The 25,313-nt window shown below is 72.4% G+C and carries 21 protein-coding genes and 2 tRNA genes; 21 read left to right on the forward strand and 2 right to left on the reverse strand.

The genetic code is table 11. The features are described 5' to 3' along the window. The first annotated feature begins 11 nt into the window (after window positions 1-11). The 7 genes from AB0F13_RS20005 (at window position 12) to obgE (ending at window position 11,460) form a co-directional block, all read left to right on the forward strand. A complete protein-coding gene (locus tag AB0F13_RS20005) occupies window positions 12-1,559 on the forward strand; it encodes a CYTH and CHAD domain-containing protein (RefSeq protein ID WP_362083696.1) in 1,548 nt (515 codons plus the stop codon). A gap of 71 nt (window positions 1,560-1,630) precedes the next feature. Next, window positions 1,631-3,565 (forward strand): TIGR03960 family B12-binding radical SAM protein, encoded by a 1,935-nt coding sequence (locus AB0F13_RS20010; RefSeq protein WP_362083699.1) that lies wholly within the window; start codon window positions 1,631-1,633, stop codon window positions 3,563-3,565. 140 nt (window positions 3,566-3,705) lie between these two features. Beyond that, window positions 3,706-4,485: a TIGR03936 family radical SAM-associated protein gene (locus tag AB0F13_RS20015; protein ID WP_362083702.1), complete on the forward strand. Its 780-nt coding sequence runs from the start codon at window positions 3,706-3,708 to the stop codon at window positions 4,483-4,485. A gap of 619 nt (window positions 4,486-5,104) precedes the next feature. Next, window positions 5,105-8,998, forward strand: coding sequence for an Rne/Rng family ribonuclease (locus AB0F13_RS20020; RefSeq protein WP_362083994.1), 3,894 nt, complete (start codon window positions 5,105-5,107; stop codon window positions 8,996-8,998). Between the two features lie 265 nt (window positions 8,999-9,263). Next, window positions 9,264-9,584, forward strand: a complete 321-nt coding sequence (gene rplU / locus AB0F13_RS20025) for a 50S ribosomal protein L21 (protein ID WP_362083705.1) — start codon at window positions 9,264-9,266, stop codon at window positions 9,582-9,584. A 14-nt stretch (window positions 9,585-9,598) separates the two neighbouring features. Continuing rightward, window positions 9,599-9,853: a 50S ribosomal protein L27 gene (gene rpmA, locus AB0F13_RS20030; RefSeq protein WP_362083708.1), complete on the forward strand. Its 255-nt coding sequence runs from the start codon at window positions 9,599-9,601 to the stop codon at window positions 9,851-9,853. A gap of 167 nt (window positions 9,854-10,020) precedes the next feature. After that, window positions 10,021-11,460: a GTPase ObgE gene (gene obgE / locus AB0F13_RS20035; RefSeq protein WP_362083711.1), complete on the forward strand. Its 1,440-nt coding sequence runs from the start codon at window positions 10,021-10,023 to the stop codon at window positions 11,458-11,460. A gap of 78 nt (window positions 11,461-11,538) precedes the next feature. Here the strand turns inward: obgE and AB0F13_RS20040 are convergent, their stop codons facing one another. Next, on the reverse strand, window positions 11,539-13,656 hold the full coding sequence (locus AB0F13_RS20040; protein WP_362083714.1) for a hypothetical protein: 2,118 nt from the start codon (window positions 13,654-13,656) through the stop codon (window positions 11,539-11,541). Window positions 13,657-13,943: 287 nt separating this feature from the next. Between AB0F13_RS20040 and proB the strand changes: the two genes are divergently transcribed. The 5 genes from proB (at window position 13,944) to AB0F13_RS20065 (ending at window position 19,077) form a co-directional block, all read left to right on the forward strand. Next, window positions 13,944-15,077: a glutamate 5-kinase gene (gene proB, locus AB0F13_RS20045; protein ID WP_362083717.1), complete on the forward strand. Its 1,134-nt coding sequence runs from the start codon at window positions 13,944-13,946 to the stop codon at window positions 15,075-15,077. A gap of 191 nt (window positions 15,078-15,268) precedes the next feature. Beyond that, window positions 15,269-15,712, forward strand: a complete 444-nt coding sequence (locus tag AB0F13_RS20050; RefSeq protein WP_362083720.1) for a hypothetical protein — start codon at window positions 15,269-15,271, stop codon at window positions 15,710-15,712. Between the two features lie 133 nt (window positions 15,713-15,845). After that, a complete protein-coding gene (locus AB0F13_RS20055) occupies window positions 15,846-17,159 on the forward strand; it encodes a glutamate-5-semialdehyde dehydrogenase (RefSeq protein ID WP_362083723.1) in 1,314 nt (437 codons plus the stop codon). Window positions 17,160-17,214: 55 nt separating this feature from the next. Further along, window positions 17,215-17,838, forward strand: coding sequence for a hypothetical protein (locus AB0F13_RS20060; protein ID WP_362083726.1), 624 nt, complete (start codon window positions 17,215-17,217; stop codon window positions 17,836-17,838). A 162-nt stretch (window positions 17,839-18,000) separates the two neighbouring features. Continuing rightward, window positions 18,001-19,077 carry a hypothetical protein gene (locus AB0F13_RS20065; RefSeq protein WP_362083729.1) on the forward strand — a complete coding sequence of 359 codons (1,077 nt, stop codon included), beginning with the start codon at window positions 18,001-18,003 and terminating at the stop codon, window positions 19,075-19,077. Between the two features lie 173 nt (window positions 19,078-19,250). On the opposite strand, the gene AB0F13_RS20070 is transcribed toward AB0F13_RS20065, so the two are convergent. After that, the gene (locus tag AB0F13_RS20070; protein ID WP_362083732.1) at window positions 19,251-20,327 is read right to left on the reverse strand and encodes a M48 family metallopeptidase; all 1,077 of its coding nucleotides are present in this window, start codon (window positions 20,325-20,327) and stop codon (window positions 19,251-19,253) included. 96 nt (window positions 20,328-20,423) lie between these two features. Here AB0F13_RS20070 and AB0F13_RS20075 point away from each other — a divergent pair, with 96 nt between their 5' ends. The 9 genes from AB0F13_RS20075 (at window position 20,424) to AB0F13_RS20115 (ending at window position 25,229) form a co-directional block, all read left to right on the forward strand. Continuing rightward, window positions 20,424-20,594, forward strand: coding sequence for a hypothetical protein (locus AB0F13_RS20075; protein WP_362083735.1), 171 nt, complete (start codon window positions 20,424-20,426; stop codon window positions 20,592-20,594). Window positions 20,595-20,717: 123 nt separating this feature from the next. Next, window positions 20,718-20,882 (forward strand): hypothetical protein, encoded by a 165-nt coding sequence (locus tag AB0F13_RS20080; protein WP_362083738.1) that lies wholly within the window; start codon window positions 20,718-20,720, stop codon window positions 20,880-20,882. A 55-nt stretch (window positions 20,883-20,937) separates the two neighbouring features. After that, window positions 20,938-21,549 carry a nicotinate-nucleotide adenylyltransferase gene (nadD, locus tag AB0F13_RS20085; protein WP_362083741.1) on the forward strand — a complete coding sequence of 204 codons (612 nt, stop codon included), beginning with the start codon at window positions 20,938-20,940 and terminating at the stop codon, window positions 21,547-21,549. Between the two features lie 49 nt (window positions 21,550-21,598). Further along, entirely contained in the window at window positions 21,599-23,230 is a 1,632-nt protein-coding gene (locus tag AB0F13_RS20090; RefSeq protein WP_362083744.1) for an LCP family protein, read from the forward strand. Window positions 23,231-23,349: 119 nt separating this feature from the next. Further along, the gene (gene rsfS / locus AB0F13_RS20095) at window positions 23,350-23,790 is read left to right on the forward strand and encodes a ribosome silencing factor (RefSeq protein ID WP_362083747.1); all 441 of its coding nucleotides are present in this window, start codon (window positions 23,350-23,352) and stop codon (window positions 23,788-23,790) included. Further along, window positions 23,787-24,440 carry a histidine phosphatase family protein gene (locus tag AB0F13_RS20100; RefSeq protein WP_362083997.1) on the forward strand — a complete coding sequence of 218 codons (654 nt, stop codon included), beginning with the start codon at window positions 23,787-23,789 and terminating at the stop codon, window positions 24,438-24,440. The genes rsfS and AB0F13_RS20100 overlap by 4 nt, the downstream gene beginning before the upstream one ends. Before the next feature lie 115 nt (window positions 24,441-24,555). Further along, window positions 24,556-24,628: transfer RNA gene (locus AB0F13_RS20105), tRNA-Ala, on the forward strand. A 126-nt stretch (window positions 24,629-24,754) separates the two neighbouring features. Further along, complete coding sequence (locus tag AB0F13_RS20110) at window positions 24,755-24,988, forward strand: hypothetical protein (protein ID WP_362083750.1); 234 nt, start codon at window positions 24,755-24,757, stop codon at window positions 24,986-24,988. 168 nt (window positions 24,989-25,156) lie between these two features. Continuing rightward, window positions 25,157-25,229: transfer RNA gene (locus tag AB0F13_RS20115), tRNA-Ala, on the forward strand. Window positions 25,230-25,313 lie beyond the last annotated feature (84 nt).

Genomic DNA, 25,313 nt, shown 5'->3' on the forward strand with positions numbered 1-25,313 from the left:
GATTCGGCGGCATGGCGGACACCGTGCGAGAGATCGAGCGGAAGTACGAAGCCGGAGACGGCGCCGGACGCACAGCCGCGGCCCTGCTCCCCGACCTGACCGGGGCCGCGCCCGTGGCCGCCGTCACCGACCGGGGGACGGCCGAACTCGACGCCGTCTACTACGACACCGCCGACCGCCGCCTGGCCGCGGCCGGCATCACCCTGCGCCGCCGCACCGGCGGCACCGACGCCGGCTGGCACCTGAAACTGCCCGTCGCCCCCGGGGTACGGGACGAGATCCGCGCCCCCCTCGGGGCCGGCGTGCCCCGCGCGCTGGCGGCGCTCGTCCGCTCGCGCTCGCGCGACGCCCCGCTGGCACCGCTGGTACGGATCGCCTCGCGCCGGGAGATCCACCACCTCCTCGACGACGCGGGCACCCTGCTCGCCGAGGCCTGCGCGGACACGGTGACCGCCACGTCCCTCACCGGCGGCGGGGGCACGGCCGGCTGGACGGAGGTCGAGATCGAGCTCGCCGACGGCGCCGACCCCGCACTGTTCGACGCCCTCGAACCCCATCTGCGCAAGGCGGGCCTGCGCCCCTCGAAGGCACCGGGCAAGCTGGCACGGGCCCTTGCCGAGACGGGCACCCCGCAGCCCCCGCGCCCGCCCGCACGGCCCCTGCCCCGCACGGCCACCGCGGGCGAGCACATCCTCGCCTTCCTGCGCGAACAGGTCGAAGCGGTCGCCGCCCTCGACCCCGCCGCCCGCCGCGGCACCGAGGACGGTGTCCATCGCATGCGCGTCGCCATCCGACGCCTGCGCAGCGCCTTCCGCACCTACGGAAAGGTCCTCGACCGCCGCGTCACCGACCCGCTCGGCGAGGAACTGAAGTGGCTCGCCGGCGAACTCGGCGCCGACCGCGACCGCGAGGTCGTCGCCGAACGGCTGCACGCCCACCTCGACGAGCTGCCCCGCACACTCGTCCGCGGGCCCGTGCGCGCCCGGCTGCGCATCCGGGACAGCCGCAGCCGCATCGAGTCCCGTCGCCGTCTGATCACCGTCCTCGACGGTGAGCGCTACCTCTCCCTCCTCGACAGCCTCGACGCCCTCCTCGCCGACCCGCCGCTGCGCACCGCCGCGTCCCGCGCCGCGGGCCCGGTGCTCGCCAAGGCCGTCCTGCGGGACTACGCCCGCCTGGCCGCCCGCGTCGAACACGCCCTGGCCACCGCGGCTCCGGGCCCCGGGCGCGACGTCGCCCTGCACGACGCCCGCAAGGCCGCCAAGCGCACCCGGTACGCGGCGGAGGCGGCGGTGCCGGGCCTGGGCAAGGCCGCGAAGCGGTTCGCCCAGCAGATGAAGACCGTCCAGAGCCTGCTGGGCGACCACCAGGACAGCATCATGGTGCGGGGCGCCCTGCGCACGATCGCCGCCCAGGCGGACGGGGCGGGGGAGTCCACGTTCACCTTCGGGCTGCTGTACGGGCGCGAGGAGCAGCGGGCGGACGGGGCCGAACGCGAGCTGCCGGGCGTGTGGCAGAAGGTCTCCGACCAGCGGTGGCGGGAGGGGCTGGCCATCTGAGACGTCGGGACGACCCTCCGGGCACGTTACTCTTGAGGGTCACCCTGCCCGCTCACGAGAGACATTCCCTGATGCCTGTCGAGTCGGTCGAGTCGGTCTTTCCGCGTCTCGAAGCCCTCCTCCCGCATGTACAGAAGCCCATCCAGTACGTCGGTGGCGAGCTGAACTCCACGGTCAAGCCGTGGGAGTCCTGCGACGTCCGCTGGGCGCTCATGTACCCGGACGCCTACGAGGTCGGGCTGCCCAACCAGGGCGTCATGATCCTTTACGAGGTCCTCAACGAGCGCGAGGGCGTCCTCGCCGAGCGCACGTACAGCGTGTGGCCGGACCTCGAAGAGCTGATGCGCGAGCACAAGGTGCCGCAGTTCACCGTGGACGGCCACCGGCCCGTCGGTGCCTTCGACGTCTTCGGCCTGAGCTTCTCCACGGAGCTCGGCTACACCAACATGCTCACGGCCCTGGACCTCGCAGGCATCCCGCTGGAGTCCAAGGACCGCACCATCGACGACCCGGTCGTCCTCGCGGGCGGCCACGCGGCGTTCAACCCCGAGCCCATCGCGGACTTCATCGACTGCGCGGTCATCGGCGACGGCGAGCAGGCCGTCCTGGAGATCACCGAGATCGTCCGGGCCTGGAAGGCCGAGGGCCGCCCCGGCGGCCGCGACGAGCTGCTGCTGCGCCTGGCGAAGACCGGCGGCGTGTACGTCCCGCGCTTCTACGACGTGGAGTACCTGGCCGACGGCCGTATCGCCCGTGTCGTGCCCAACCGGTCGGGCGTGCCGTGGCGCGTGTCCAAGCACACCGTCATGGACCTCGACGAATGGCCGTACCCCAAGCAGCCGCTCGTCCCCCTCGCCGAGACCGTTCATGAGCGGATGTCGGTGGAGATCTTCCGCGGCTGCACCCGCGGCTGCCGTTTCTGCCAGGCCGGCATGATCACGCGCCCCGTGCGGGAGCGAAGCATCACCGGCATCGGCGAGATGGTGGAGAAGGGCCTCAAGGCCACCGGCTTCGAGGAAGTCGGCCTGCTGTCGCTGTCCTCCGCCGACCACACCGAGATCGGTGACATCGCCAAGGGCCTGGCCGACCGGTACGAAGAGGACAAGATCGGTCTCTCCCTGCCCTCGACCCGCGTGGACGCGTTCAACGTCGACCTCGCCAACGAGCTGACCCGCAACGGCCGCCGCTCCGGTCTGACGTTCGCCCCCGAGGGCGGTTCCGAGCGCATGCGCAAGGTCATCAACAAGATGGTCTCGGAAGAGGACCTCATCCGTACGGTCTCCACCGCGTACGGCAACGGCTGGCGTCAGGTGAAGCTCTACTTCATGTGCGGTCTGCCGACCGAGACCGACGAGGACGTCCTCCAGATCGGTGACATGGCGGTCAACGTCATCGCCGAGGGCCGCAAGGTCTCCGGGCAGAACGACATCCGCTGCACCGTCTCCATCGGTGGCTTCGTGCCCAAGCCGCACACCCCGTTCCAGTGGGCCCCGCAGCTCTCCGCCGAGGAGACCGACGCCCGCCTGGAGAAGCTGCGCGACAAGATCCGCGGCGACAAGAAGTACGGCCGTTCGATCGGCTTCCGCTACCACGACGGCAAGCCCGGCATCATCGAGGGCCTGCTCTCGCGCGGCGACCGCCGCGTGGGTGCCGTCATCCGTGCGGTCTACGAGGACGGCGGCCGCTTCGACGGCTGGCGTGAGCACTTCAGCTACGACCGCTGGATGAAGGGCGCCGAGCGGGCGCTGCCGGAGCAGGGCGTGGACGTCGCCTGGTACACGACGCGCGAGCGTACGTACGAGGAGGTCCTGCCCTGGGACCACCTGGACTCGGGCCTGGACAAGGACTGGCTCTGGGAGGACTGGCAGGACGCCCTCGACGAGACCGAGGTCGAGGACTGCCGCTGGACCCCGTGCTTCGACTGCGGCGTCTGCCCGCAGATGGACACCTCGATTCAGATCGGCCCGACGGGCAAGAAGCTGCTTCCCCTGTCGGTCGTGAAGTAGTAAGCGCATTCGAGCGAGGGCCCTGCCGGATTGGTAGGGCCCTCGTTGCACGTACTCTAGGTAGCAGAATGACCGCACTCACGAGGGACTGAACGACACTGGGTAAGCGACAGCCCGAAGGTCCGCCGCCCGCACCCGCGGTGCAGCGTATTCGCCTGCGCTACACCAAGCGCGGCCGCCTCCGGTTCACCAGCCACCGCGATTTCCAGCGCGCCTTCGAGCGGGCGCTGCGCCGGGCCGAGGTGCCCATGGCGTACTCGGCGGGCTTCACCCCGCACCCCAAGGTCTCGTACGCCAATGCCGCACCCACCGGCACGGGCAGTGAGGCCGAGTTCCTGGAGATCCAGCTCGCCGAGAGGCGCGACCCGGCGGTACTGCGGGCGCTGCTCGACGAGTCGTTGCCGGACGGGCTCGACATCACGGACGCGGTGGAGGCGCACACCTCCTCGTTCGCCGACCGGCTGCAGGCTTCCGTGTGGGAGCTGCGGCTGGAGGGCGTCGAGCCCACGGACGCCGTGAAGGCCGTCGAGGCCTTCATGGCGGCGGAGACGGTCGAGGTCCAGCGCCGGACGAAAAACGGGTTGCGGAGCTTCGACGCGCGAGGGGCCGTGGCCCGACTCGAGGCGCTCGGGGCTCCGGCCGATAGGCCCGGCGACGGTGCCTGTGCGATACTGCGGCTGGTTGTTCGGCACGTGACACCTGCCGTGCGACCCGACGACGTCCTGTCCGGTCTCCGCGCTACGGCCGACCTGGCGCCGCCGGTCCCCGCTGCGGTGACCAGGCTGGCGCAGGGGCTGCTCGATGAGGAGTCCGGCACGGTGACCGATCCGCTCGCGCCCGACCGCGACGCCGCCCCGGCCGCCCCATCAACGGCCGCCGGGCCGAGTGCCGCGCAGCAGGTGCCGGAAGGTTCCGCGTAAGGACGGCCGTCGTAGCGCCGCCGGTCCACCAGGGAGCCACCCGGTGCGGCAGGCGCACTGACCAGGAGACTTTCGCCGGTGCCGATGAGCTTCGGACCCGGCGAGCGAGACGACAGCTCCCGTGCGGCGACCGCGCCCCGGACGGCGGTACCGCGTTCATCACGCGGACCGGCGGGCCGGATCACGACGCGGCGCCCGGGAGCGTGACGGGAGAACCGCCCGCATGCTCGAACCCATTGAGCCCACCGAGGCCGGGGCAGCGCAGAACGCGCCCGGCAACAACACAGACGCTTCCCCGAGCGACACGCTGCCCCCGCGGCGCCGTCGCCGGGCGGCGTCCCGGCCGGCGGGTCCGCCGTCCGGTGAGACGGCCGTGACGGCCGCGGCGGAGCCGTCGCCGGAGGACGCCGCCGAGGCGGCTCCGGAGACCCCGGCCCGCCCGCGCCGCCGGGCCACCCGCAAGACCGCTGCCGCGAGCGCGCCGCAGGCCGCCGCCGAGGCCGCCGGGCCCGCTGCCGTCGAGGCCGACGAGGCCGAGGCCGAGCAGCCCGCCCGTACCCGTCGCCGAGCCACCCGCAAGGTGACCGCCCCGACGGAGGCGCCCGAGGCCGCCGAGGTCATGGCCGAGGCCGCTGCCGAGGAGCCCGGGGCAGCCGCTCCGGAGACCCCGGCCCGTCCGCGCCGCCGTGCGACCCGCAAGGCGACCGCCCCCGCGGGTCCGCCGCAGGCCGCCGGGGCCGAAGAGGCCCCCGAGCCCGCCACCGAGGCACCGGCCGGACCGGCTGCCGAGGAGATGCCGGCCGCGGCGGCCGCCCGCCCGCGTCGTCGTGCGACGCGTCGCGCTTCCGCACCGGCCGGTGCGCCGCAGGCCACCGAGCCCGTCGAGGCCGCCGTCGTGGCCGAGGAGGCCCTTGAGGCCCCCCAGGCCATCGACCTGGTGCCCGCCGCTTCCGGTGAGCCGGTCGGCGAGGAGACGCCGGCTGTGACGCCCGCTCGTACGCGTCGTCGTGCGACCCGTCGTGCCTCGGCTCCCGCCGGTGCGCCGCAGGCCGCCGAGCCCGTGGAGACCCCCGCCGTGGCCGGGGCCGCCGAGGACGAGGCCCTTGAGGCCCCCGCCGCCGCGCCCGCCCGTCCGCGCCGCCGTGCCACCCGCAAGGCGACCGCTCCCGCGGGTGCGCCGCAGGTGACCGAGGACGTGACGGAGGCCGCCGAGCCCGAGACCGTTACCGAGCCCGAGGCAGCCGCCGAGGAGGCCCCCGCGGCCGCCCCGGCCCGTACCCGTCGCCGCGCCACGCGCCGCGCGTCGGCCCCGGCCGGTGCGCCGCAGGCCGCCGCGGAGGCCGTCGAGGCCCCCGCCGCCGAGCCGGTCGCCGAGCCCGCTCCGGTGGAGGAGCCCGTCGCGGAGGAGGCCCCGGCCCGTACGCGTCGTCGTGCGACCCGTCGCGCGTCGGCTCCGGCCGGTGCGCCGGAGGCCGCCGAGGCCGAGGAGACGCCGGCTGTCGCCGAGGCCGCCGAGCCGGCTGCCGAGCCCGTGCGCGGCCGTCGCACGCGCCGCCGTGCCGCCGCTGAGCCCGTGGCCGAAGCCGTGGAGCAGGCCCCCGAGGCCGAGCAGGCGCCGGCCGAGGCCACCCGTGGCCGCCGCCGGGCCGTGCGCGCCGGCAGCGCAGCCGAGGCCGAGCAGGCGCCCGCCGAGGGCACCCGCACGCGCCGTCGTGCGGTGCGGCCGCCGACCGCCGTCTTCCAGGCGCCGGTGTTCACCGAGCCGATGTTCCAGACGCCGGAGACCGCTGCCGCCGCCGCTGCCGCCGCCGTCGAGGAGACGCCGGAGGAGGAGCCCGCCGCCGTCGATGAGGCGCAGCCCGTCACCGGTGGCCGCCGCCGTCGCCGCCGCCGTGGCGAGGCCGCCGAGGTGGCCGAGGCCGTCGAGCCCGCCGTCGTGACGGCGGAAGAGGAAGCGGAAGAGGAAGAGGAGGAGCCGGAGGCCGCCGAGGAAGCGGAGGCCGCCGCGCTGGAGGACGAGGAGCAGGGCGAGCGTCCCTCGCGCCGTCGTCGCCGGGGCGGCCGTCGTCGCCGCCGTGGCGAGGCCGGCGAGGCTGCCGAGGACGAGGCGCAGGCCGAGGAGGCCGCCGCCGAGGCCGAGGCCGCCGAGGAAGAGGCCGAGGAGGACGAGGAGGCCGGCTTCACCTCCGCCGGCAGCCGTCGCCGTCGGCGCCGCCGCCGTCGCAGCGGTGAGGCGCTGGAGACCGAGCCGAGCGCCGACGAGCCGGAGCGCACGGTCGTCAAGGTCCGCGAGCCGCGTGAGCGCGCCGCGCGCACCGAGGGCGGCACGGGCTTCGACGAGGTCCAGTCCATCAAGGGCTCGACCCGCATGGAGGCGAAGAAGCAGCGCCGCCGCGAGGGCCGCGAGCAGGGCCGCCGCCGGGTGCCGATCATCACGGAGGCCGAGTTCCTGGCCCGCCGTGAGGCCGTCGAGCGGGTGATGGTCGTCCGCCAGAACGGCGACCGCACCCAGATCGGCGTGCTGGAGGACGACGTCCTCGTCGAGCACTTCGTCAACAAGGAGCAGGCCACCAGCTACGTCGGCAACGTCTATCTGGGCAAGGTCCAGAACGTGCTGCCGTCGATGGAGGCCGCCTTCGTCGACATCGGCAAGGGCCGCAACGCCGTGCTGTACGCCGGTGAGGTCAACTTCGAGTCGCTCGGCATGGGCCACGGCCCGCGCCGCATCGAGACCGCGCTGAAGTCCGGCCAGTCCGTGCTCGTCCAGGTCACCAAGGACCCCATCGGCCACAAGGGTGCCCGCCTGACCAGCCAGGTCTCCCTGCCCGGCCGCTACCTGGTCTACGTGCCCGAGGGCTCGATGACCGGCATCAGCCGCAAGCTGCCCGACACCGAGCGCGCGCGTCTGAAGCAGATCCTCAAGAAGATCGTTCCCGAGGACGCGGGCGTGATCGTCCGTACCGCCGCGGAGGGCGCGAGCGAGGACGAGCTGCGCCGTGACGTGGAGCGCCTGCAGGCGCAGTGGGAGGAGATCCAGAAGAAGTCGAAGCAGATCTCGACGAGCTCGCCGAGCCTGCTGTACGGCGAGCCGGACATGACCGTCCGCGTCGTGCGCGACATCTTCAACGAGGACTTCTCGAAGGTCATCGTCAGCGGTGACGCCGCCTGGGAGACCATCCACGGCTACGTCTCGCACGTCGCCCCCGACCTGGCCGACCGGCTGCAGCGGTGGACGTCGGACGTCGACGTCTTCGCCACGTACCGGATCGACGAGCAGCTGATGAAGGCGCTGGACCGCAAGGTCTGGCTGCCCAGCGGCGGTTCACTCGTCATCGACCGGACCGAGGCGATGATCGTCGTCGACGTCAACACCGGCAAGTTCACCGGCCAGGGCGGCAACCTGGAGGAGACGGTCACCAGGAACAACCTGGAGGCGGCCGAGGAGATCGTGCGCCAGCTGCGGCTGCGCGACCTCGGCGGCATCATCGTGATCGACTTCATCGACATGGTGCTGGAGTCCAACCGGGACCTGGTGCTGCGGCGCCTGCTGGAGTGCCTGGGCCGGGACCGTACGAAGCACCAGGTCGCCGAGGTGACCTCGCTGGGCCTGGTCCAGATGACCCGCAAGCGGGTCGGCCAGGGTCTGCTGGAGTCCTTCTCCGAGTCGTGCGTGCACTGCAACGGCCGCGGCGTGATCGTCCACATGGACCAGCCGACGACCGTCGGTGGCGGCGGTGGCGGCGGCAAGCGCGGCAAGAAGAAGGGCAAGGCGGCCGCCGAGGCCCCCGAGCCCGTCTTCGAGCCCGCCGTCGAGGCCGCTCCCGAGGTGCCCGAGCTGGAGCCCGTCGCGGTGACCGAGGCGGACCTTCAGCCGGCGGTCGAATCCGAGGACGACTGGTACGGCAGCGCCGCCGAGGCCGAAGCCGCGGCCTCCCGCCGCGGTGGCCGTACGCGCCGCCGGGCGACCCGCAAGGCGTCCGCCCCGGCGGGTGCCCCGAAGGCGGCGGAGCCGGAGATCGTCGTGGAGCCGGAGATCGTCGTGGAGACGGCACCGGCGGAGCCGGCGCCCGAGCCCGAGCCGGCGCCCGCGCCGGTCGTCGAGCCCGAGGCGGCGGAGGCGGCAGCCCCCGTACGTCCGCGGCGCCGGGCGACCCGCAGGGCGTCCGCGCCGGCGGGTTCCCCCTCGTCGGCCGAGGAGGCGGCCGTGGTGGTCGTCAGCTCGCCCGCCGCGGCGGCGGAGCCGGAGCCGGCGCCTGCCGAGGAGCCCCTGGTGGTGGCCGAGGCCGACGTCGAGGTGATGGCCGAGGAGGCCGCCCCGGCCAAGAAGACGGCCCGTAAGGCGGCCGCCAAGAAGGCTCCGGCCAAGAAGGCGGCCACGGCCAAGAAGGCGGCGGCGAAGAAGACCACCACCGCCAAGAAGGCGACGGCCAAGAAGGCGGCCACCAAGACCGCCAAGAAGGCCCCCGCCAAGAAGACGGCGAAGAAGGCCGCGACGCCCTCCACGGAGGACTGACGGCCGGGGCAGTGCCCCGCATCCGGGTCCCCGGACGCCGGACGGGCTGGTTCTCCAGCCCGTCCGGCGAGGCCCGGTTTGACCCCCTGGTCAGGGCCCCGTAACCTTGACCGTCGGCGTCTGTTTGGCGCCGCGCCACTGAGCAAATCCCTCCCGGCCCGCGTGGCGGGGAGAGGCCGCTCGTCCTCCTGGACTGTCATGGGCCCCGGGCCCGTGCGAGCGGCTGGCATCAGAGGTCCCGTTTACTAGCGAGAGTGAGATCCGCGTGTACGCAGTCGTGCGTAGCGGTGGTCGCCAGCACAAGGTTCTTGTGGGCGACATCGTCGAGGTTGACAAGATTTCCGACGGCAAGGTGGGCGACGCGGTCGAGCTCTCCACGCTGCTCGTGGTCGACGGCGAGTCCGTCACCAGCGACCCGTGGGTCCTGGCGGGCATCAAGGTCCAGGCCGAGATCGTGGATCACCACAAGGGTGCCAAGATCGACATCCTGAAGTACAAGAACAAGACCGGTTACCGCAAGCGCATTGGTCACCGCCAGCAGTACACCGCGCTGAAGATCACCGGCATCCCCACGGCTGCGAAGTAAGGGACTGAGAACACATGGCACACAAGAAGGGCGCATCGTCCACCCGGAACGGTCGCGACTCCAATGCCCAGCGGCTCGGCGTGAAGCGCTTCGGCGGTCAGCTCGTCAACGCCGGTGAGATCCTGGTCCGCCAGCGTGGCACCCACTTCCACCCGGGCAACGGTGTCGGTCGCGGTGGCGACGACACCCTGTTCGCGCTGCAGGCCGGTGCGGTGCAGTTCGGCACCCACCGTGGCCGCAAGGTCGTCAACATCGTTCCGGCCGTCTGATCCAACGCGATCTGACGCCGTAGAACGGCCGTGACTTCCGGGGGCGACCCCCGGACCCACGGCCGGAACGACACGAGGGCGGACCTCCCTTCCCTGCCGGGAAGCGGGTCCGCCCTTGCTGCGTTACAACAGAGACATCCCCTGCACGTATCTGGAGGCACACCGCTATGACCACCTTCGTGGACCGCGTCGAGCTGCACGTCGCCGCGGGTAACGGAGGCCACGGCTGCGCCTCCGTCCACCGTGAGAAGTTCAAGCCGCTCGGCGGCCCCGACGGCGGCAACGGCGGTCGTGGCGGTGACGTGTCCCTGGTCGTCGACCAGTCCGTCACCACGCTCCTGGAGTACCACCACAGCCCGCACCGCAAGGCCACCAACGGCAAGCCCGGCGAGGGCGGCAACCGCTCCGGCAAGGACGGTTCGGACCTGATCCTGCCGGTGCCGGACGGCACGGTCGTCCTCGACAAGCACGGCAACGTCATCGCGGACCTCGTCGGCGAGGGCACCACGTACGTCGCGGCCCAGGGCGGCCGTGGCGGCCTCGGCAACGCCGCGCTGGCCTCGGCCCGCCGCAAGGCCCCCGGCTTCGCGCTGCTGGGCGAGCCGGGCCGGGCGCAGGACATCGTGCTGGAGCTGAAGACCGTCGCCGACGTGGCGCTGGTCGGCTATCCGAGCGCGGGCAAGTCCTCGCTCATCTCGGTGCTCTCGGCCGCCAAGCCGAAGATCGCGGACTACCCGTTCACCACGCTCGTCCCGAACCTGGGCGTCGTCACCGCCGGTGCGACCGTCTACACCATCGCGGACGTCCCCGGCCTGATCCCCGGCGCCAGCCAGGGCAAGGGCCTGGGCCTGGAGTTCCTGCGCCACGTCGAGCGCTGCTCGGTGCTGGTGCACGTGCTCGACACGGCGACCCTGGAGTCCGAGCGCGACCCGCTGACCGACCTCGACGTCATCGAGGCCGAGCTGGCGGAGTACGGCGGCCTGGAGAACCGGCCGCGCATCGTCGTCCTCAACAAGGTCGACATCCCCGACGGTCAGGACCTCGCCGACATCATCCGTCCCGAGCTGGAGTCCCGCGGCTACCAGATCTTCGAGGTCTCGGCCGTCTCCCGGCACGGCCTGAAGGAGCTGTCCTACGCCCTGGCCGGCATCGTCGCCGAGGCGCGCGCCGCCAAGCCGAAGGAGGAGGCGACCCGCATCGTCATCCGCCCGAAGGCCGTCGACGACGCGGGCTTCACGGTCACCCTGGAGGAGGACGGCCTCTACCGCGTGCGCGGCGAGAAGCCGGAGCGCTGGGTGCGCCAGACCGACTTCAACAACGACGAGGCCGTCGGCTACCTCGCCGACCGCCTCAACCGCCTCGGTGTCGAGGACGCGCTGATGAAGGCCGGCGCCCGCAGCGGCGACGGCGTGGCGATCGGCGCCGAGGACGACGCGGTCGTCTTCGACTGGGAGCCGTCGATGGCCGCCGGTGCGGAGATGCTGGGCCGCCGTGGTGAGGACCACCGCCTGGAGGCCCCGCGTCCGGCGGCGCAGCGCCGCCGCGACCGCGACGCCGAGCGTGACGAGGCGGACGAGGAGTACCAGGGCTTCAACCCGTTCTCGTAGCCGCCACGCGGCTCCGCACGCACGAAGGCCCCGGGAGGCGACCTCCCGGGGCCTTTCGGCGTGCGCGTGTGCGCCGCGTCAGTTGACGGAGCCCACGGGCTCCTCCGCGACGTGCTGTGCGGCCTCGGCGGCCTCCGCGGCCTCCGCGGCCTCGGTGTCTTCGGCGGTCGCCACGCCTGCACGGGGGGCGGGGATCTCCGACTCCGACGTCCGGGCCTCCATGCGCGCCCGCCGCTCGTCCGCCTTCGCGGCGAGCGCCAGCGCCGCCCGGTTGAAGCGGACCAGCGAGGGCGGGTCGGAGGGGCCCAGGAGGCGGTCCTTGAGCTCGGCGCGGGCCGCGGCGAGGGTGTCCAGGCCCGGGTCGCGGACGGCGGCCAGGAGCCCGGCGACGCCCTCCGCCTCGGGGGTGAGGATCGTCGCGGCGCTCACCGTGGGGAAGTTCGCCCGGAACTCCTCCTCGCTCATGCCGCTGGTGTTGGCGACGGCGTACGGCTTCTCGCTGATCAGGTAGTCCGACACGACGCTGGAGACGTCGCTGACCAGCAGGTGCGACTGGTTGAAGCAGCCGTACAGGGCGGGCCGGGCGGTCGCGATGACCTGGTGCTCCCACTCCGGCAGCGAGGCCCAGTACGCGCTCTCCCAGTCGGTCATGGCGGCCTCCACGGTCGCGGCACGGCCCTTCTGAGGGGTGGACTGCAGCAGCATGCGCTCGATCTCGTCGGCGCTGTCGCGGAAGGCGCTGGTGGTCAGCCGGTCCAGCTCGGCCGTGCGGCGCGCCAGCTCGGCCGCCGCCTCCGGGCCGGGGCGGGGCCCGGACCGGCCGGCGTTGGCCTCCTGGATCATCGCCTGGATGCGCCGGTCGGCCTGGCCGGCGCGCGGGTCGACGGAGCCGGTCATGGGGTGCGGCTTGTACAGGAGCCGGACGCCGGGGTCGGCGAGGAGGGCACGGACGATGTTCTCGCCGGCGAGCATCACCGAGGTGTTGCCGGGGTTGCCGTCCCAGCCCTCCCACGTGGGGGCGTACAGCACGGTCACGTACGTGCCGGCCGGGGGGCCGTCGCAGGGCTTGATGGGGGCGAGCTGCGGGCGGCCGACCTCGACGACGTCCTTGTCGTCGACGCCGATGTCGGCGAGCTGGTAGCGCTCGCGGGCGGCCGGGCCGGCGACCCAGACCTCGTCGTACGCCTTGGAGTACGGGTTGCAGCTGGAGAGCTTGTCGCTCTCGCCGTGGTTGGTGAAGGCGTGCTTGATGGACGGCATGCGCAGGACCTGGGAGGTCTTACCGGAGTTCGCCGGGTGCAGCATCATCTTCAACGAGGACTTCTCCAGGGCCATCAGATGGACGACCTTGGGGACGCAGATGACGGGCACGTCCGTGGCGTCGATCTTCTGCACCATGAAGCGTTCGCGCAGCACGATGACCGGCTTGCCGTCCAGCGCGGCGAGCGTGGAGAGCCACATGTTGGCCTGGTAGGCCGAGCTCGTGCCGCCGGAGAAGTACATGCCGACGGTGGGCTTGTAGGCGGCCAGCCACCGGTCCAGCCACTCCAGGGCCTGCTGCTCGTTGGCGATGCGCTTGGCGGGCCGCAGCCAGCCGGCCAGGTACACGGTGCCGGCGAGGGCGAGGGCGAGGGAGACGCCCACACCGGCCTCCGCCCACAGCGTCTCCTCCGTGGCCGCCGTGATCAGCAGGCCGGCCGTGGCGGGTGTGGTGAAGCGCAGCAGCCGCCGGCCGTGCTGGCGGGCCAGCAGGCGCGGTGGCGCGGCGGTCAGGTGCAGCCCCGAGGCGTCGATGTTCCGGGTGAGGAACGGCAGGGTGCGGCTGCGGCGGACCAGGATCGCGGTGACCTGGCAGGTCAGGTGGGCGCTGTAGAACAGGGCCAGACCGACGACGACCGGTGCGTAGCCGCGCAGGGATCCGTCGCCGTGCAGCCGCAGCAGCCCGATCAGGACGAGCATGTCGCGCAGCAGCTGGCGCACCATGACGTCGAAGCGGATCTTTCCGAGCACGGCGACCAGACCGGGGTCGCGGTGCTGCAGATAGAGATCGAGCGCGAGGCCTGTCGCCGAGGCGGTGATCAGCAGCGGCACATGGGGCAGCAGCGCGCCGACGATCTGGAGTGTGAAGAACACCAGCATCGAGAGCAGCACCGCGAGCTGCACTGCTCGGCGGGAGGCTGTTCCGGCAGAAGGCACTGGAGGGGCTCCTGGCAGGAGGGCTTGGGGCAGGGGGGAACCGTCGGAAGACACTGTGGAGGACAACGGCCGACCACCGACCGTATGACGGCGGCCGGGCCAGGAGCAATCTTCCCCTACGCCAAACGCCGTGAAAACGCTATAAAGCATGACCGAATGCCCGCAATCGCCAGACGGTAGATTTACGGAGCTGAACAGGCACGGCCACAGGCACAGCATCGGTGAAATACAGGGGTGTACGTACATTGACAGGGGCAGGGGCGCCGCACACGGCTCGGCAAGAGGTCATGGCAGCCCGCAGGATCGTGGTCAAGGTGGGATCCTCCTCACTCACCACCGCGGGCGGGGGACTGGACGCCGACCGGGTTGACGCCCTCGTCGACGCGCTGGCGAAGAGCCTCGGGGACAGAGGCGAGGGCCCGGGCGGGAACGGCGCCGCGGACAAGGAGATCGTGCTGGTCTCCTCCGGCGCCATCGCCGCCGGCCTCGCGCCGCTGGGCCTCGACCGGCGTCCGCGCGACCTGGCCCGCCAGCAGGCCGCCGCCAGCGTCGGCCAGGGGCTGCTCGTCGCCCGCTACACCGCCTCCTTCGCGCGCTACGGCCGCCGCGTGGGCCAGGTGCTGCTGACCACCGACGACACCAGCCGCCGCGCCCACTACCGCAACGCCCGCCGGACGCTGGACCAGCTGCTGGCGATGGGCGCCGTCCCGGTCGTCAACGAGAACGACACCGTGGCCACGGACGAGATCCGCTTCGGCGACAACGACCGGCTGGCCGCGCTCGTGGCCCATCTCGTACGGGCCGACCTGCTGGTGCTGCTGTCGGACGTCGACGGCCTCTACGACGGTGACCCCAGCACCCCGGGCACCTCGCGGATCGCCGAGGTCTCCGGGCCCGCGGACCTGGCGGGGATCTCCATCGGCAGCGCGGGCAAGGCCGGCGTGGGCACCGGCGGCATGGTCACCAAGGTGGAGGCCGCGCGGATCGCGGCGGCGGCCGGCATCCCGGTCGTCCTGACCTCCGCCAGCCAGGCCGCCGACGCCCTGCGCGGCCGGGCCACCGGCACGTACTTCCACCGCACCGGCCGCCGCTCCGCCGACCGGCTGCTGTGGCTCGCGCACGCCTCCACCCCGCGCGGCGCCCTGACGCTGGACGACGGGGCGGTGCGGGCCGTGGTCGAGGGGACCGGGTCGCTGCTGCCGGCGGGCATCGCGGCGGTCGAGGGCGAGTTCAGCGCGGGCGATCCGGTGGAGCTGCGCGACCCGGCGGGCCGGGCCGTCGCCCGCGGGCTCGTCACCTACGACGCCGCGGAGATCCCGCAGCTGCTGGGCCGCTCCACCCGTGACCTGGCCCGTGACCTGGGGCCCGGCTATGAGCGCGAGGTCGTGCACCGCGACGACCTGGTCGTGCTGCATCGCTGACGGGCGTTATCCGCAGACGAGAAAGGCCCGGTAAGGGCAGCCTTTCCATGGGGGCCTTTCCGTAAAACCGCCACGCGGCCGCCCGCCGACTGGTCAACTTTGATGCAGGGAGCCGTGAAGGACGCACGGCCCCACGCACCACACGGGCTCCGCCGCACGTGCGCGGAGCGGCGAACAACAGGAGGCCGCCGGTGACACGAGGGCGCCCAGGGGCGATGCCCCGAGGGACGGCTGGGCGGAGACTGACCAGTGTCGGGTCAGGTGACACGGGGGAGCGGGCAGAGGCTGACGACGTGGCGCGGCTGTGGCACATCACCCTCAGCGTCTCGGGCGCGGAGGCGCCGCTGGGAGAGGTCCGGCGGGCGCTGGAGCAGCTCGCCCACGACCACCCGTTCCTGCTGACCAGCCGCTATGCCAACGACCACGCCGAGATCCGCTACTGGGAGGAGGCGCGCGATCTGCACGACGCGGCGGCCGTGGCGCTGCGGCTGTGGGGCGAGCACCGCTCGACGGCCCAGCTCCCCCCGTGGGAGATCGTCGGCCTGGAGGTCATCGACCGCGAGACCTACCACCAGCGCATCGCCGAGGGCTGCGGCCCCCTGCCGGCCACCCCGGTCGGGGTGCACCCCTTCTAGCCCGGGTCCCGGCCCGGGTTCCCCAGGATTCCGGACCCGGCCGGTCCAAGCACGTCCTCCTGCCCTCCGGTCCCGCGTCCCGCAGTGTGGAATACCGGTCGGCCGGGGCCTGCCCCAGGGTTAGGCTGCGGCCATGAGCAGCGTCTTCCCCTCCCCCCTCGCCGACCCCATGCCGCAGTCCCCGGTGCTGCGCGCCGCCTACCGTGCCCGCGCCGCGGCCGCCGAGCTCGCGCCGCTGCCACGGTCGGTGAAGGACGAGGCGCTGCTGGCCATCGCCGACGCGCTGGAGGTCCGTACCCGCGAGATCGTCGAGGCCAACGCCGAGGACGTCGCGAAGGCCCGGGCCGCCGGAACGAGCGAGAGCGTCGTCGACCGGCTGACCCTCACGCCCGAGCGCGTGCGGGCCATCGCCAAGGACGTGCGCGACGTGGCGGCCCTGCCCGACCCCGTGGGCGAGGTCGTGCGCGGCTCCACGCTGCCCAACGGCATCGACCTGCGCCAGGTGCGGGTGCCGCTCGGCGTCGTCGGGATCATCTACGAGGCCCGGCCCAACGTCACCGTGGACGCCGCCGCCCTCTGCCTGAAGTCGGGCAACGCCGTCCTGCTGCGCGGTTCGTCCTCGGCGTACGCCTCCAACACCGCCCTGGTGCGCGTCGTGCGCGACGCGGTGGGCGGGGCCGGGCTGCCCGCGGACGCCGTGCAGCTGGTGCCGGGCGAGAGCCGGGAGTCCGTCCGCGAGCTGATGCGCGCCCGCGGCATGGTCGATGTGCTGATCCCGCGCGGCGGCGCCTCGCTGATCCGTACGGTCGTCCAGGAGTCCACCGTCCCGGTCATCGAGACGGGCACCGGCAACTGCCACGTGTACGTCGACGCCGAGGCCGACCTCGACATGGCCGTGGAGATCCTCATCAACTCCAAGGCCAGCCGTCCCAGCGTCTGCAACGCCGCCGAGACCCTGCTGGTCCACCAGGACATCGCCGAGCGCTTCCTGCCGCTCGCCCTGGCCGCCCTGGCGGAGGCCGGGGTGACGGTGCACGGCGACGAGCGGGTGCTGGAGCTCGCGGAACAGCAGAAGGACTGTCCGGCCACGGTCGTGCCCGCCACGGCCGAGGACTGGGAGACCGAGTACCTCTCCTACGACATCGCCGCCGCCGTCGTGGAGGACCTGGACGCGGCCGTGCGCCACATCCGGCTGTGGACCTCCGGGCACACCGAGGCGATCGTCACCACCTCGCAGGCCGCCGCCCGCCGCTTCACCCAGCTGGTGGACTCCACGACGGTCGCGGTCAACGCCTCCACCCGGTTCACCGACGGCGGCGAGTTCGGTTTCGGCGCCGAGATCGGGATCTCCACGCAGAAGCTGCACGCGCGGGGGCCGATGGGGCTGCCGGAGCTGACCTCGACCAAATACATCGTCACCGGCGACGGTCACGTCCGCGGACGGTAGGCCTAATTCCCGTACCGACCGCGCGGATTGACCGGTTCGGGTCTACGCTGGACGGGTGCCGGACGACGTGGGGGGCAGGCCGTTCCCGGACGGCGAGGAGCCCGACAGCCACCGCCACGGAGACGCGGACGACGCGTTCGCCTCCGTGGTCTTCGACGAGGAGTTCGTGCGGTCCGCCGCGATCCACGAACCCTCAGCGGTCGAGCGGATGCTCGCCGCCGACCGGGCCCGCGCAGAGGCCGATGCCGCGCGGACCTGGTCCGGCGGCGGCCCCGCCGACGACGACCCGTACGACGCCGTGCCCGGCGACGGCTACGGCCCCGCCGGGCGCCACGCCGACCGGCTGGGGCAGCTGCACGGCCTCAGCCGCGACCTCGACCCGGACGACGCCTACGGCCCCTACGGCCGGTACGGCACGGCCCGCGGGCCCTACCGCGGCCACGCCCGCTGGCACCGCCCGGTCGCCTGGGTGCTCGCGGTGATCATGGGCATAGGGGTGATCGCCCTCGCCTTCACCGCCGTCTACCGCGGCGCCTCCTCGGGCAACCGGCAGAGCCCCGCCCCGACGCCCGCGACCACGGGCGTCGACGCCCCGGTGCGGAACCGGCAGGGCCCGCTGCCGTCGGTCTCGGCCGACTCCGAGCCCCCTGTGGCCTCGGCCGTGCCGCCCGGCTCCTGATGGTCACCCTCCGTCACCGACGGTGGCCCCTCCGCCTTCCGGTGACGGACCGCTGTCGCCTTGGCCAGGGTTGTCACGGCGCATCCGGCAGCTTTGATTCTCGTCGGAAGTTGTCGCGTACCAGCGCGTTTACCAGCGGCTCCGCAGACCTACTCTTGAGGTATGGACGGGCCTGGAGACCCACCCGAGGGCACGCCCGAGGGTGCCCCGGGAGGCGGCGACGAAGAGTACCGATCCGTCGTGTTCGACGAATCGTTCGTCCGTGCTGCCCGGCTGCAGGAGTTCTCCGCCCGGGAGCGGATGGACGACCACGCACCGGCCGTACGCACCCGGCACGCCTGGGCACGCGTCAGCGCCTCGCGCCAGGTGCTGCTGCTGGTGATGCTCATCGCCCTCGCCTTCGGCACGGCCGTCTACATGGGCCTGCGCCACCCCTACAAGGAGCCCAGGCCGCCCGCCGCCGAGGCGCTGCGGACCGCGCTGGTGCCGCTCGCGCCGCGCGACCCGGTGCCCGGGGCGGCCTCGGTGAAGGACCTCTTCGACAACAGCCCGGCCGCCCAGTTCCGGGACGGCGACGAGGGCGTCACCCTTCCGGCCGCACGGCGGACCCAGAATTTCTCCGAGAACCTGGTGATGACCGCCCTGGCCACGGCCAAGGAGTACACGGTCAAGTCGGCCCTCGACCCGGCGGTCCTCACCGGCGGCAGCCAGCGGACCGTCCGCCTGCTGCTCGCCCCCACCCAACTCGCCCAGTTCGACCGCAGCTTGTCCCACCCTGCCGCCGACGGCCGGTACGCCGCCACCGGCTGGCTGATCCGCTTCGACCCCGCCCGGGTCGCCCTCGCCGACCGGATCGTGCGGACCCAGGGCACCTTCTCGATCACGGAGGTCTCCCCGGCGGCCCTGGAGGTCTCCTCCGACCACACCTTCGTCTACGCCGTCCGCCCGGCGACCGGGCCCCAGGACGCGTCGCTGTTCACCGTGCGGCGCACGATGCGCTTCCGCTTCGACCGCGACGACCTGCAGGAGCACCATGTGCAGGTGCTGCAGAGCTCCCTGCTGGCCGGCCCGGAGTCCTGCTCCGCGGACGACGCCGCCTACCTGCGGCCGCTGCTGGCCGGCCAGCGGGCGGACACCGCCCCCCCGGCCGCCACGGACCCGTACGCCACCGACCGGATCACCCCCGCCGTCTGCGGCGCCCTACCCCCGTCCGCCCAGCCGACCCCGCCACGGCACTGAAGCCCGGCCACGAAACCAGCCCGTGGGGCAACATCCAGCCGTCCGGGCAACATCCAGCCCGCCCGGGCCCGATCAGCCCGCCCGGCACCATCCAGCCCGTCCGGCGATTGAGGACAAGAAACGGTGAAAGGGCGGGCCAGGGGCAAGAACCCCCCCCGAACGCGAGGGCGAGCTCAGGGCCTGGGCGGTTCCTCAGGCGCCTCCGGCGCCTTCGGCGCAGGACGCCCCCCGAACGTATCCCGCAACCGGCCCCCCAGATCCGACGCCCCACCCGCCAGATCCCGCACAAGCCCCATCAGCGGGTCCTTACTCGCCCGCACGGAATCCGCGTAGTGATTCGCGGACTCCCGGAACGAGTCGGAGACCGACGCGTCCTTGTCGTCCGCCCGCCGCGGATAGTGACCGTCCAAGATCCGCTGGTGATCGCGGCTCTCGGCCCACTTCTTCAGCTCCGCCGCCCGCACGGTCGTGAACGGGTGGCTGCGCGGCAGCATGTTCATGATCTTCAGTACGGAGTCGCGCAGGTCACCACCCTTCTCGTACTCCTCTGCCTGGGCGAGGAACGCGTCGACGTTCATCTCGTGCAGGTGATTGCCGCCCGCGATCTTCATCAGACCCCGCATGGACGCCTGCAGATCCTGGCCCACCAGCAGCCCCGCCCGGTCCGCCGACAGCTCGGACTTGCGGAACCACTCGCGCAGGGCCGTCACGACCGCCATCACCGCGATGTTGCCCAGCGGGATCCAGGCGACCTTGAGCGCCATGTTGGTCAGGAACAGCAGGATCGTGCGGTAGACGGCGTGCCCCGACAGGGCGTGGCCCACCTCGTGGCCCACGACCGCCCGCATCTCCTCCTCGTCCAGCAGCTCCACCAGGCCGGTGGTCACCACGATGATCGGCTCGTCCAGGCCGATGCACATGGCGCCGGGCTGCGGGTCCTGCGTGACGTACATCGCCGGGACCTTCGGCATGTCCAGGATGTAGCAGGCGTCCAGCAGCATCGCGTGCAGGTGCGGGAACTGCTGCTCGCCCACCCGCACCGAGTCCGACAGGAACAGCAGCCGCAGGCTGCGCTCCGGCAGCAGCCCGCTCAGCGCCTTGAAGACCGTGTCGAAGCCGCTCAGCTTGCGCAGCGCCACCAGGGCGGAACGATCCGCCGGATGCTCGTACGCACGCGAGGAGATGTCGGGGAAACGCCTGCGGTCGCGACCCGGCGCCCGCTCCTGGCTTTCGGTGTGGATGTCGCTCATGTGGAAAGACCCCCTCAGTGGCCTTGTCGACGGCCCGTCCCCCGGCTTCCGGACCCCAGCCTAGGCCGTGCCACCGACATGGCTAACGTGGGAGCCATGCCCCTCATCAATGGTTTCACCACGCATCCCGGCCTTACCGAGGTCCTCGCCGTCTCCAAGGGCGATCAGGGTCCTGGCGTGGTGTTGCGCACGGTCCTGGTCGTCGGCGTGGTCGGCGTCGTCTTCCTGGCCTGGTTCCTGCTGCGCGGGTACGGCAAGAAGGACTGATCCGGCCGGCGGGCGGCAGGCGGGACGGCCGACGTGTGGAGTCGGCGTGAGCTTGCCGGCGGCCCCCGCATACGATGTGGCAGAAGTCTCCACCCGATCCCATCCCGGATAGGTCCTGCCGACGTGACACTCACCTCCGCCCACAGCGCTCTGGTCGCTCTCGCCTCCGAGGGCGAGCACCACGTGGACACCCACGAGAGCATCAGCCCCTTCATGACCGGCGGCGGCGCCCTGGTCATCCTGCTGCTCCTGCTCTGGATCACCACCCGCTTCAACCGCGACCGCTGATCGCGCCGGTCCCTGGAGGTCCGGCGTGCCGGCGCGCCCAGTAGGGTCTGCTCGCATGGGAGAGCAGACAGGGCCCGTGAAGCGGCGGCTCGGAGTGATGGGCGGGACGTTCGACCCGGTCCATCACGGACACCTGGTCGCCGCGAGCGAGGTGGCCTCGCAGTTCCACCTGGACGAGGTGGTCTTCGTGCCGACCGGGCAGCCGTGGCAGAAGAGTCACAAGCAGGTGTCCCCGGCCGAGGACCGTTATCTGATGACGGTGATCGCCACCGCCTCCAATCCGCAGTTCTCGGTCAGCCGCATCGACATCGACCGCGGCGGCCCGACCTACACCACGGACACCCTGCGCGATCTGCGCTCCCTCAACGAGAACGCCGACCTGTTCTTCATCACCGGTGCCGACGCGCTGGCGCAGATCCTCACCTGGCGGGACACCGACGAGCTCTTCTCGCTCGCCCACTTCATCGGCGTCACCAGGCCCGGCCACATACTGGCCAACCCGGGGCTGCCGGAGGACCGCGTCTCCTTCGTCGAGGTGCCCGCCCTCGCCATCTCCTCCTCCGACTGCCGCACCCGCGTCGCACAGGGAGAGCCCGTCTGGTACCTGGTGCCCGACGGTGTGGTGCGCTACATCGACAAGCGCAAGCTGTACCGTCACGACGGCTGAGACCGACCATGACGGCCGACTCCGGCTCGATGGGCATCGAGGGGCACTGGTGAACGACCGACAGGACCCGTACGCGCACGACCCGTACGTGCCTGAGCAGCAGGTGTACGGCTACGACGCCTACGGTCAGCCCGTGTACCGGCCGGATGCCCCGGAGCGCGTGTACGACCAGTACGGTCAGCCCCTGCAGCAACAGACATACGGCTATGACCCGTACGCCCAGCAGGCTCAGCAGCCGGGGCAGCAGACGTACGACCCGTACGCCTCGCACCCCCAGTACCAGGCGCAGCCCCAGCCGCAGCAGACCCAGCAGCAGGAGTGGATCCCCCGGCAGGCCGGCCCGCCTGTGCACGAGGAGCCGGTGGCCGCGCCCGGCCGCACCGGGCAGCAGGTCCCGGAGCCGCGGCCGGCCCCGGGCGGGGGCGACGGCACCGGGGCGCCGGAGTACCGCACCGAGCAGTTCTCCTTCATCGAGGAGCCGGACGCGGACTCCCAGGACGTCATCGACTGGCTGAAGTTCAGCGAGAGCCGCACCGAGCGCCGCGACGAGCGCAAGCGCAAGGGCCGCAACCGCTATGTCGCCCTCGCCGTGGTGCTCGTGCTGGCGATCGGCGGCGGCGTCGGCTGGTTCCTGCTCTCCGGCGGCGAGGAGAAGAAGAGCGAGGCGGCGGCGGGCGGCGCTCAGAAGCGGGACGTCATCGTCGTGCACCTGCGCCAGACCCGGGGCGGCGACAGCGCCACGGCCCTGCTGGTCGACAACGCGACCACCAAGAAGGCCACCACTGTGCTCCTGCCGAACGCGCTGGCCCTCGGTAAGGAGGGCGGCGGCGCCACGACGCTGGGCAAGGCCGTCCAGGAGGCGGGCACGGGCGGCACCCGGGACGCGCTGAACACCCTGCTCGGTGCCGACATCAAGGGCAGCTGGCGGCTGGACACCCCCTACCTGGAGAACCTGGTCGAGCTGGTCGGCGGCATCACCGTCGACACGGACACGGCCGTCCCCGGTCCCAAGTCCGGCGACCGCCCCCTGGTGAGCCCGGGCAGGGGCCAGAGCCTGAGCGGCCAGACGGCGGTCGCCTACGCCACCTACCGCGGGCCCGGGGAGGACCAGAGCAAGCCGCTGGCGCGGTTCGGACAGGTCCTGCAGGCCGTGCTGCGGAAGATGTCCAGCGACGCCAAGGCGGCCACCACGACCGTGGAGTCCCTCGCCCAGATCGCCGACCCCTCGCTCTCCGTCCAGCAGCTGGGCGCCTCCCTGGCCCACCTCGCCGAGAAGGCCAAGGAGGGCTCGTACGGCACCGCCGTTCTGCCCGTGCAGTCCGACGGCACCCTCGGCGAGCGGGCGGCCGACAGCGTGGTCAAGGACGTGCTCGGCGGCACGGTGAAGAACACCGACAGGAACGCACCGCCCCGGGTGAGCGTGAAGAACGCCACAGGCACTCCCGCCGCGACCGGCTCGGCGCAGGTCAAGCTGGTCAACGGCGGCTACACCTACGTCGACGGCGGCTCGGCGGGCACGGCGGCCGCGGCCTCCTCGGTGATCTACACCGACGAGGCCCGGGCGGCCGAGGCCAAGGAGGCCGCGAAGACCCTGGGGCTGCCGGAGCGGGCCGTGAAGAAGGGCGACGGCGTGGGCAACGCCGACATCACGGTGGTCCTGGGCAAGGACTACAGGAGCTGAGCGCGGCGGCGGGCGCCCGCTCCGCCCCGGGTACGGGGCGGGCGGAAAAGGCCAGGAGGGGTGTCGGCGGGTCGTGAGACCCTTGAGAGGTACTGACCCTCTTTACGAAAGCATGGCTTGTGACCGCCACTGACCGCTCCATCGAGCTCATCCAGGCCGCCGCCCAGGCCGCCGCCGACAAGCTCGCGCACGATGTCATCGCGTACGACGTCAGCGACGTACTGTCGATCACCGACGCCTTCCTGCTGGCCTCGGCCCCCAACGACCGCCAGGTCAAGTCGATCGTCGACGAGATCGAGGAGCGGCTGCTCAAGGAGCTCGGCGCCAAGCCGGTGCGCCGCGAGGGCGACCGTGACGCCCGCTGGGTGCTGCTCGACTACGTCGACATCGTCGTCCACGTCCAGCACAGCGAGGAGCGGGTCTTCTACGCTCTGGAGCGGCTGTGGAAGGACTGCCCCGAGATCGGGCTGCCCGCCGACGCCGTCGCCACCCGCGGCAAGGCCGACGAGCACGCCCGCGCGCAGGCGGCCCAGGGCGATCTGGACGGAGACCTGAGCTGAACGGCCGCCCGGGCGGCCGGGGCCGCCGGATCGTGCTGTGGCGGCACGGTCAGACCGCATGGAATGTGGAGCGCCGCTTCCAGGGCACCACGGACATCGAGCTGACCGGCACCGGCGTCGTGCAGGCACGCCGGGCCGCCCGGCTGCTGGCGGCGCTGCGGCCGGACGCGATCGTCGCCTCCGACCTCAAGCGCGCCGCGGCCACCGCCGCCGAGCTGGCGACCGTCACGGGCCTGGAGGTCTCCCACCACGCCGAGCTGCGCGAGACGTACGCGGGCACGTGGCAGGGCCTGACCCACGAGGAGATCGCCGGCCGCTACGGCGAGCAGTACGCGGCGTGGAAGCGCGGCGAGCCGGTGCGGCGCGGCGGCGGCGAGCTGGAGACCGAGGTCGCCGACCGGGCCGCGCCCGTCGTGCGGTCCCGGGCCGAGAAGCTGCCGGACGGCGGCACCCTCGTCGTGGTCAGCCACGGCGGCACGATCCGCACCACCATCGGCCGGCTGCTGGGCCTGGAGGCCCGCTCCTGGGAGGCCCTCGGCGGCCTCACCAACTGCTGCTGGTCCGTGCTGGGCGAGGGCGCGCGCGGCTGGCGCCTGCTGGAGCACAACGCCGGGACGCTGCCCGAGCCGGTCCTCGGCGACGACGACTGAGGTGGCCGCCGTGCGGCCCCCGCGGCCCGATTTCACATCCGGGCAGGTCACAGGCTAAAGTTCTTCTTGTTCGCGGGGAACGCGGAGGACAGCCTCCGGGGGAACCGAGAACAGCGGGGCTATAGCTCAGTTGGTAGAGCGCCTGCATGGCATGCAGGAGGTCAGGAGTTCAATTCTCCTTAGCTCCACAGTTCGGACGATCCCGTCTCCCATCCACAGGGAGGCGGGATTGTTGCTGTTCCGGCGAGGTCCCGTGGCAGAATCGGACCGCCGGGAGCGGACGGGGCCGAAGGGGAGGGGGTTGGAGCTGACCCATGGGTGCTCACAGCCGGAAGTGCGACTGGTGCAGCAGCGGGACACCGATCGTCCGCGACATGGAGCCGCTCAACTCCGAATACCAGTACTGGTGTGTGGAGTGTGCGCGGGCGCTGATCATAAAAGGCGACCCGATCGAGACCTACCGCGAGCTCGAGGGTGAGCCGATCTACGGACGGCTGCTCGACGAGCACTGCGCGCTGAAGCGGTTCTACTCCTTCGTGACGGCCTGAGGTGCGACCCGGCCCGGGGCTTCGCCGGGGCCGGACGTGAAAATCGGTCAAAGCGGGGCGTTCTGCGTCGGGGTGCGAACCGATTTGGCAGTCGGGGGGGAGGTCCGTGTAATGTAATCCGTGTCGCCAGGGAGACCGCAAGAGAAACCGGGCGGGAAAACAAAACAAGGGGCTATAGCTCAGTTGGTAGAGCGCCTGCATGGCATGCAGGAGGTCAGGAGTTCAATTCTCCTTAGCTCCACAGGAAATGAGAGGGTCGTCCGCGAGGACGGCCCTCTCGTCGTTCACCGGGTCGCTGTTTCCGGGTCGTTTTCGGATCACTGAT

The sequence above is a fragment of the Streptomyces sp. NPDC026206 genome (genome assembly GCF_040638465.1).
In the GTDB taxonomy this organism is placed as follows: domain Bacteria; phylum Actinomycetota; class Actinomycetes; order Streptomycetales; family Streptomycetaceae; genus Streptomyces.

Bases quoted from the DNA above. Each gene is read 5' to 3' on its own strand.
- nadD (WP_362083741.1), top strand. From the start codon at position 20,938: ATGGGAGAGCAGACAGGGCCCGTGAAGCGGCGGCTCGGAGTGATGGGC.
- AB0F13_RS20020 (WP_362083994.1), top strand. From the start codon at position 5,105: ATGGCCGAGGCCGCTGCCGAGGAGCCCGGGGCAGCCGCTCCGGAGACC.
- proB (WP_362083717.1), top strand. From the start codon at position 13,944: ATGGCAGCCCGCAGGATCGTGGTCAAGGTGGGATCCTCCTCACTCACC.
- AB0F13_RS20055 (WP_362083723.1), top strand. From the start codon at position 15,846: ATGAGCAGCGTCTTCCCCTCCCCCCTCGCCGACCCCATGCCGCAGTCC.
- AB0F13_RS20005 (WP_362083696.1), top strand. From the start codon at position 12: ATGGCGGACACCGTGCGAGAGATCGAGCGGAAGTACGAAGCCGGAGAC.
- AB0F13_RS20075 (WP_362083735.1), top strand. From the start codon at position 20,424: ATGCCCCTCATCAATGGTTTCACCACGCATCCCGGCCTTACCGAGGTC.
- rpmA (WP_362083708.1), top strand. From the start codon at position 9,599: ATGGCACACAAGAAGGGCGCATCGTCCACCCGGAACGGTCGCGACTCC.
- obgE (WP_362083711.1), top strand. From the start codon at position 10,021: ATGACCACCTTCGTGGACCGCGTCGAGCTGCACGTCGCCGCGGGTAAC.
- AB0F13_RS20110 (WP_362083750.1), top strand. From the start codon at position 24,755: ATGGGTGCTCACAGCCGGAAGTGCGACTGGTGCAGCAGCGGGACACCG.
- AB0F13_RS20010 (WP_362083699.1), top strand. From the start codon at position 1,631: ATGCCTGTCGAGTCGGTCGAGTCGGTCTTTCCGCGTCTCGAAGCCCTC.
- AB0F13_RS20070 (WP_362083732.1), bottom strand. From the start codon at position 20,327: ATGAGCGACATCCACACCGAAAGCCAGGAGCGGGCGCCGGGTCGCGAC.
- AB0F13_RS20065 (WP_362083729.1), top strand. From the start codon at position 18,001: ATGGACGGGCCTGGAGACCCACCCGAGGGCACGCCCGAGGGTGCCCCG.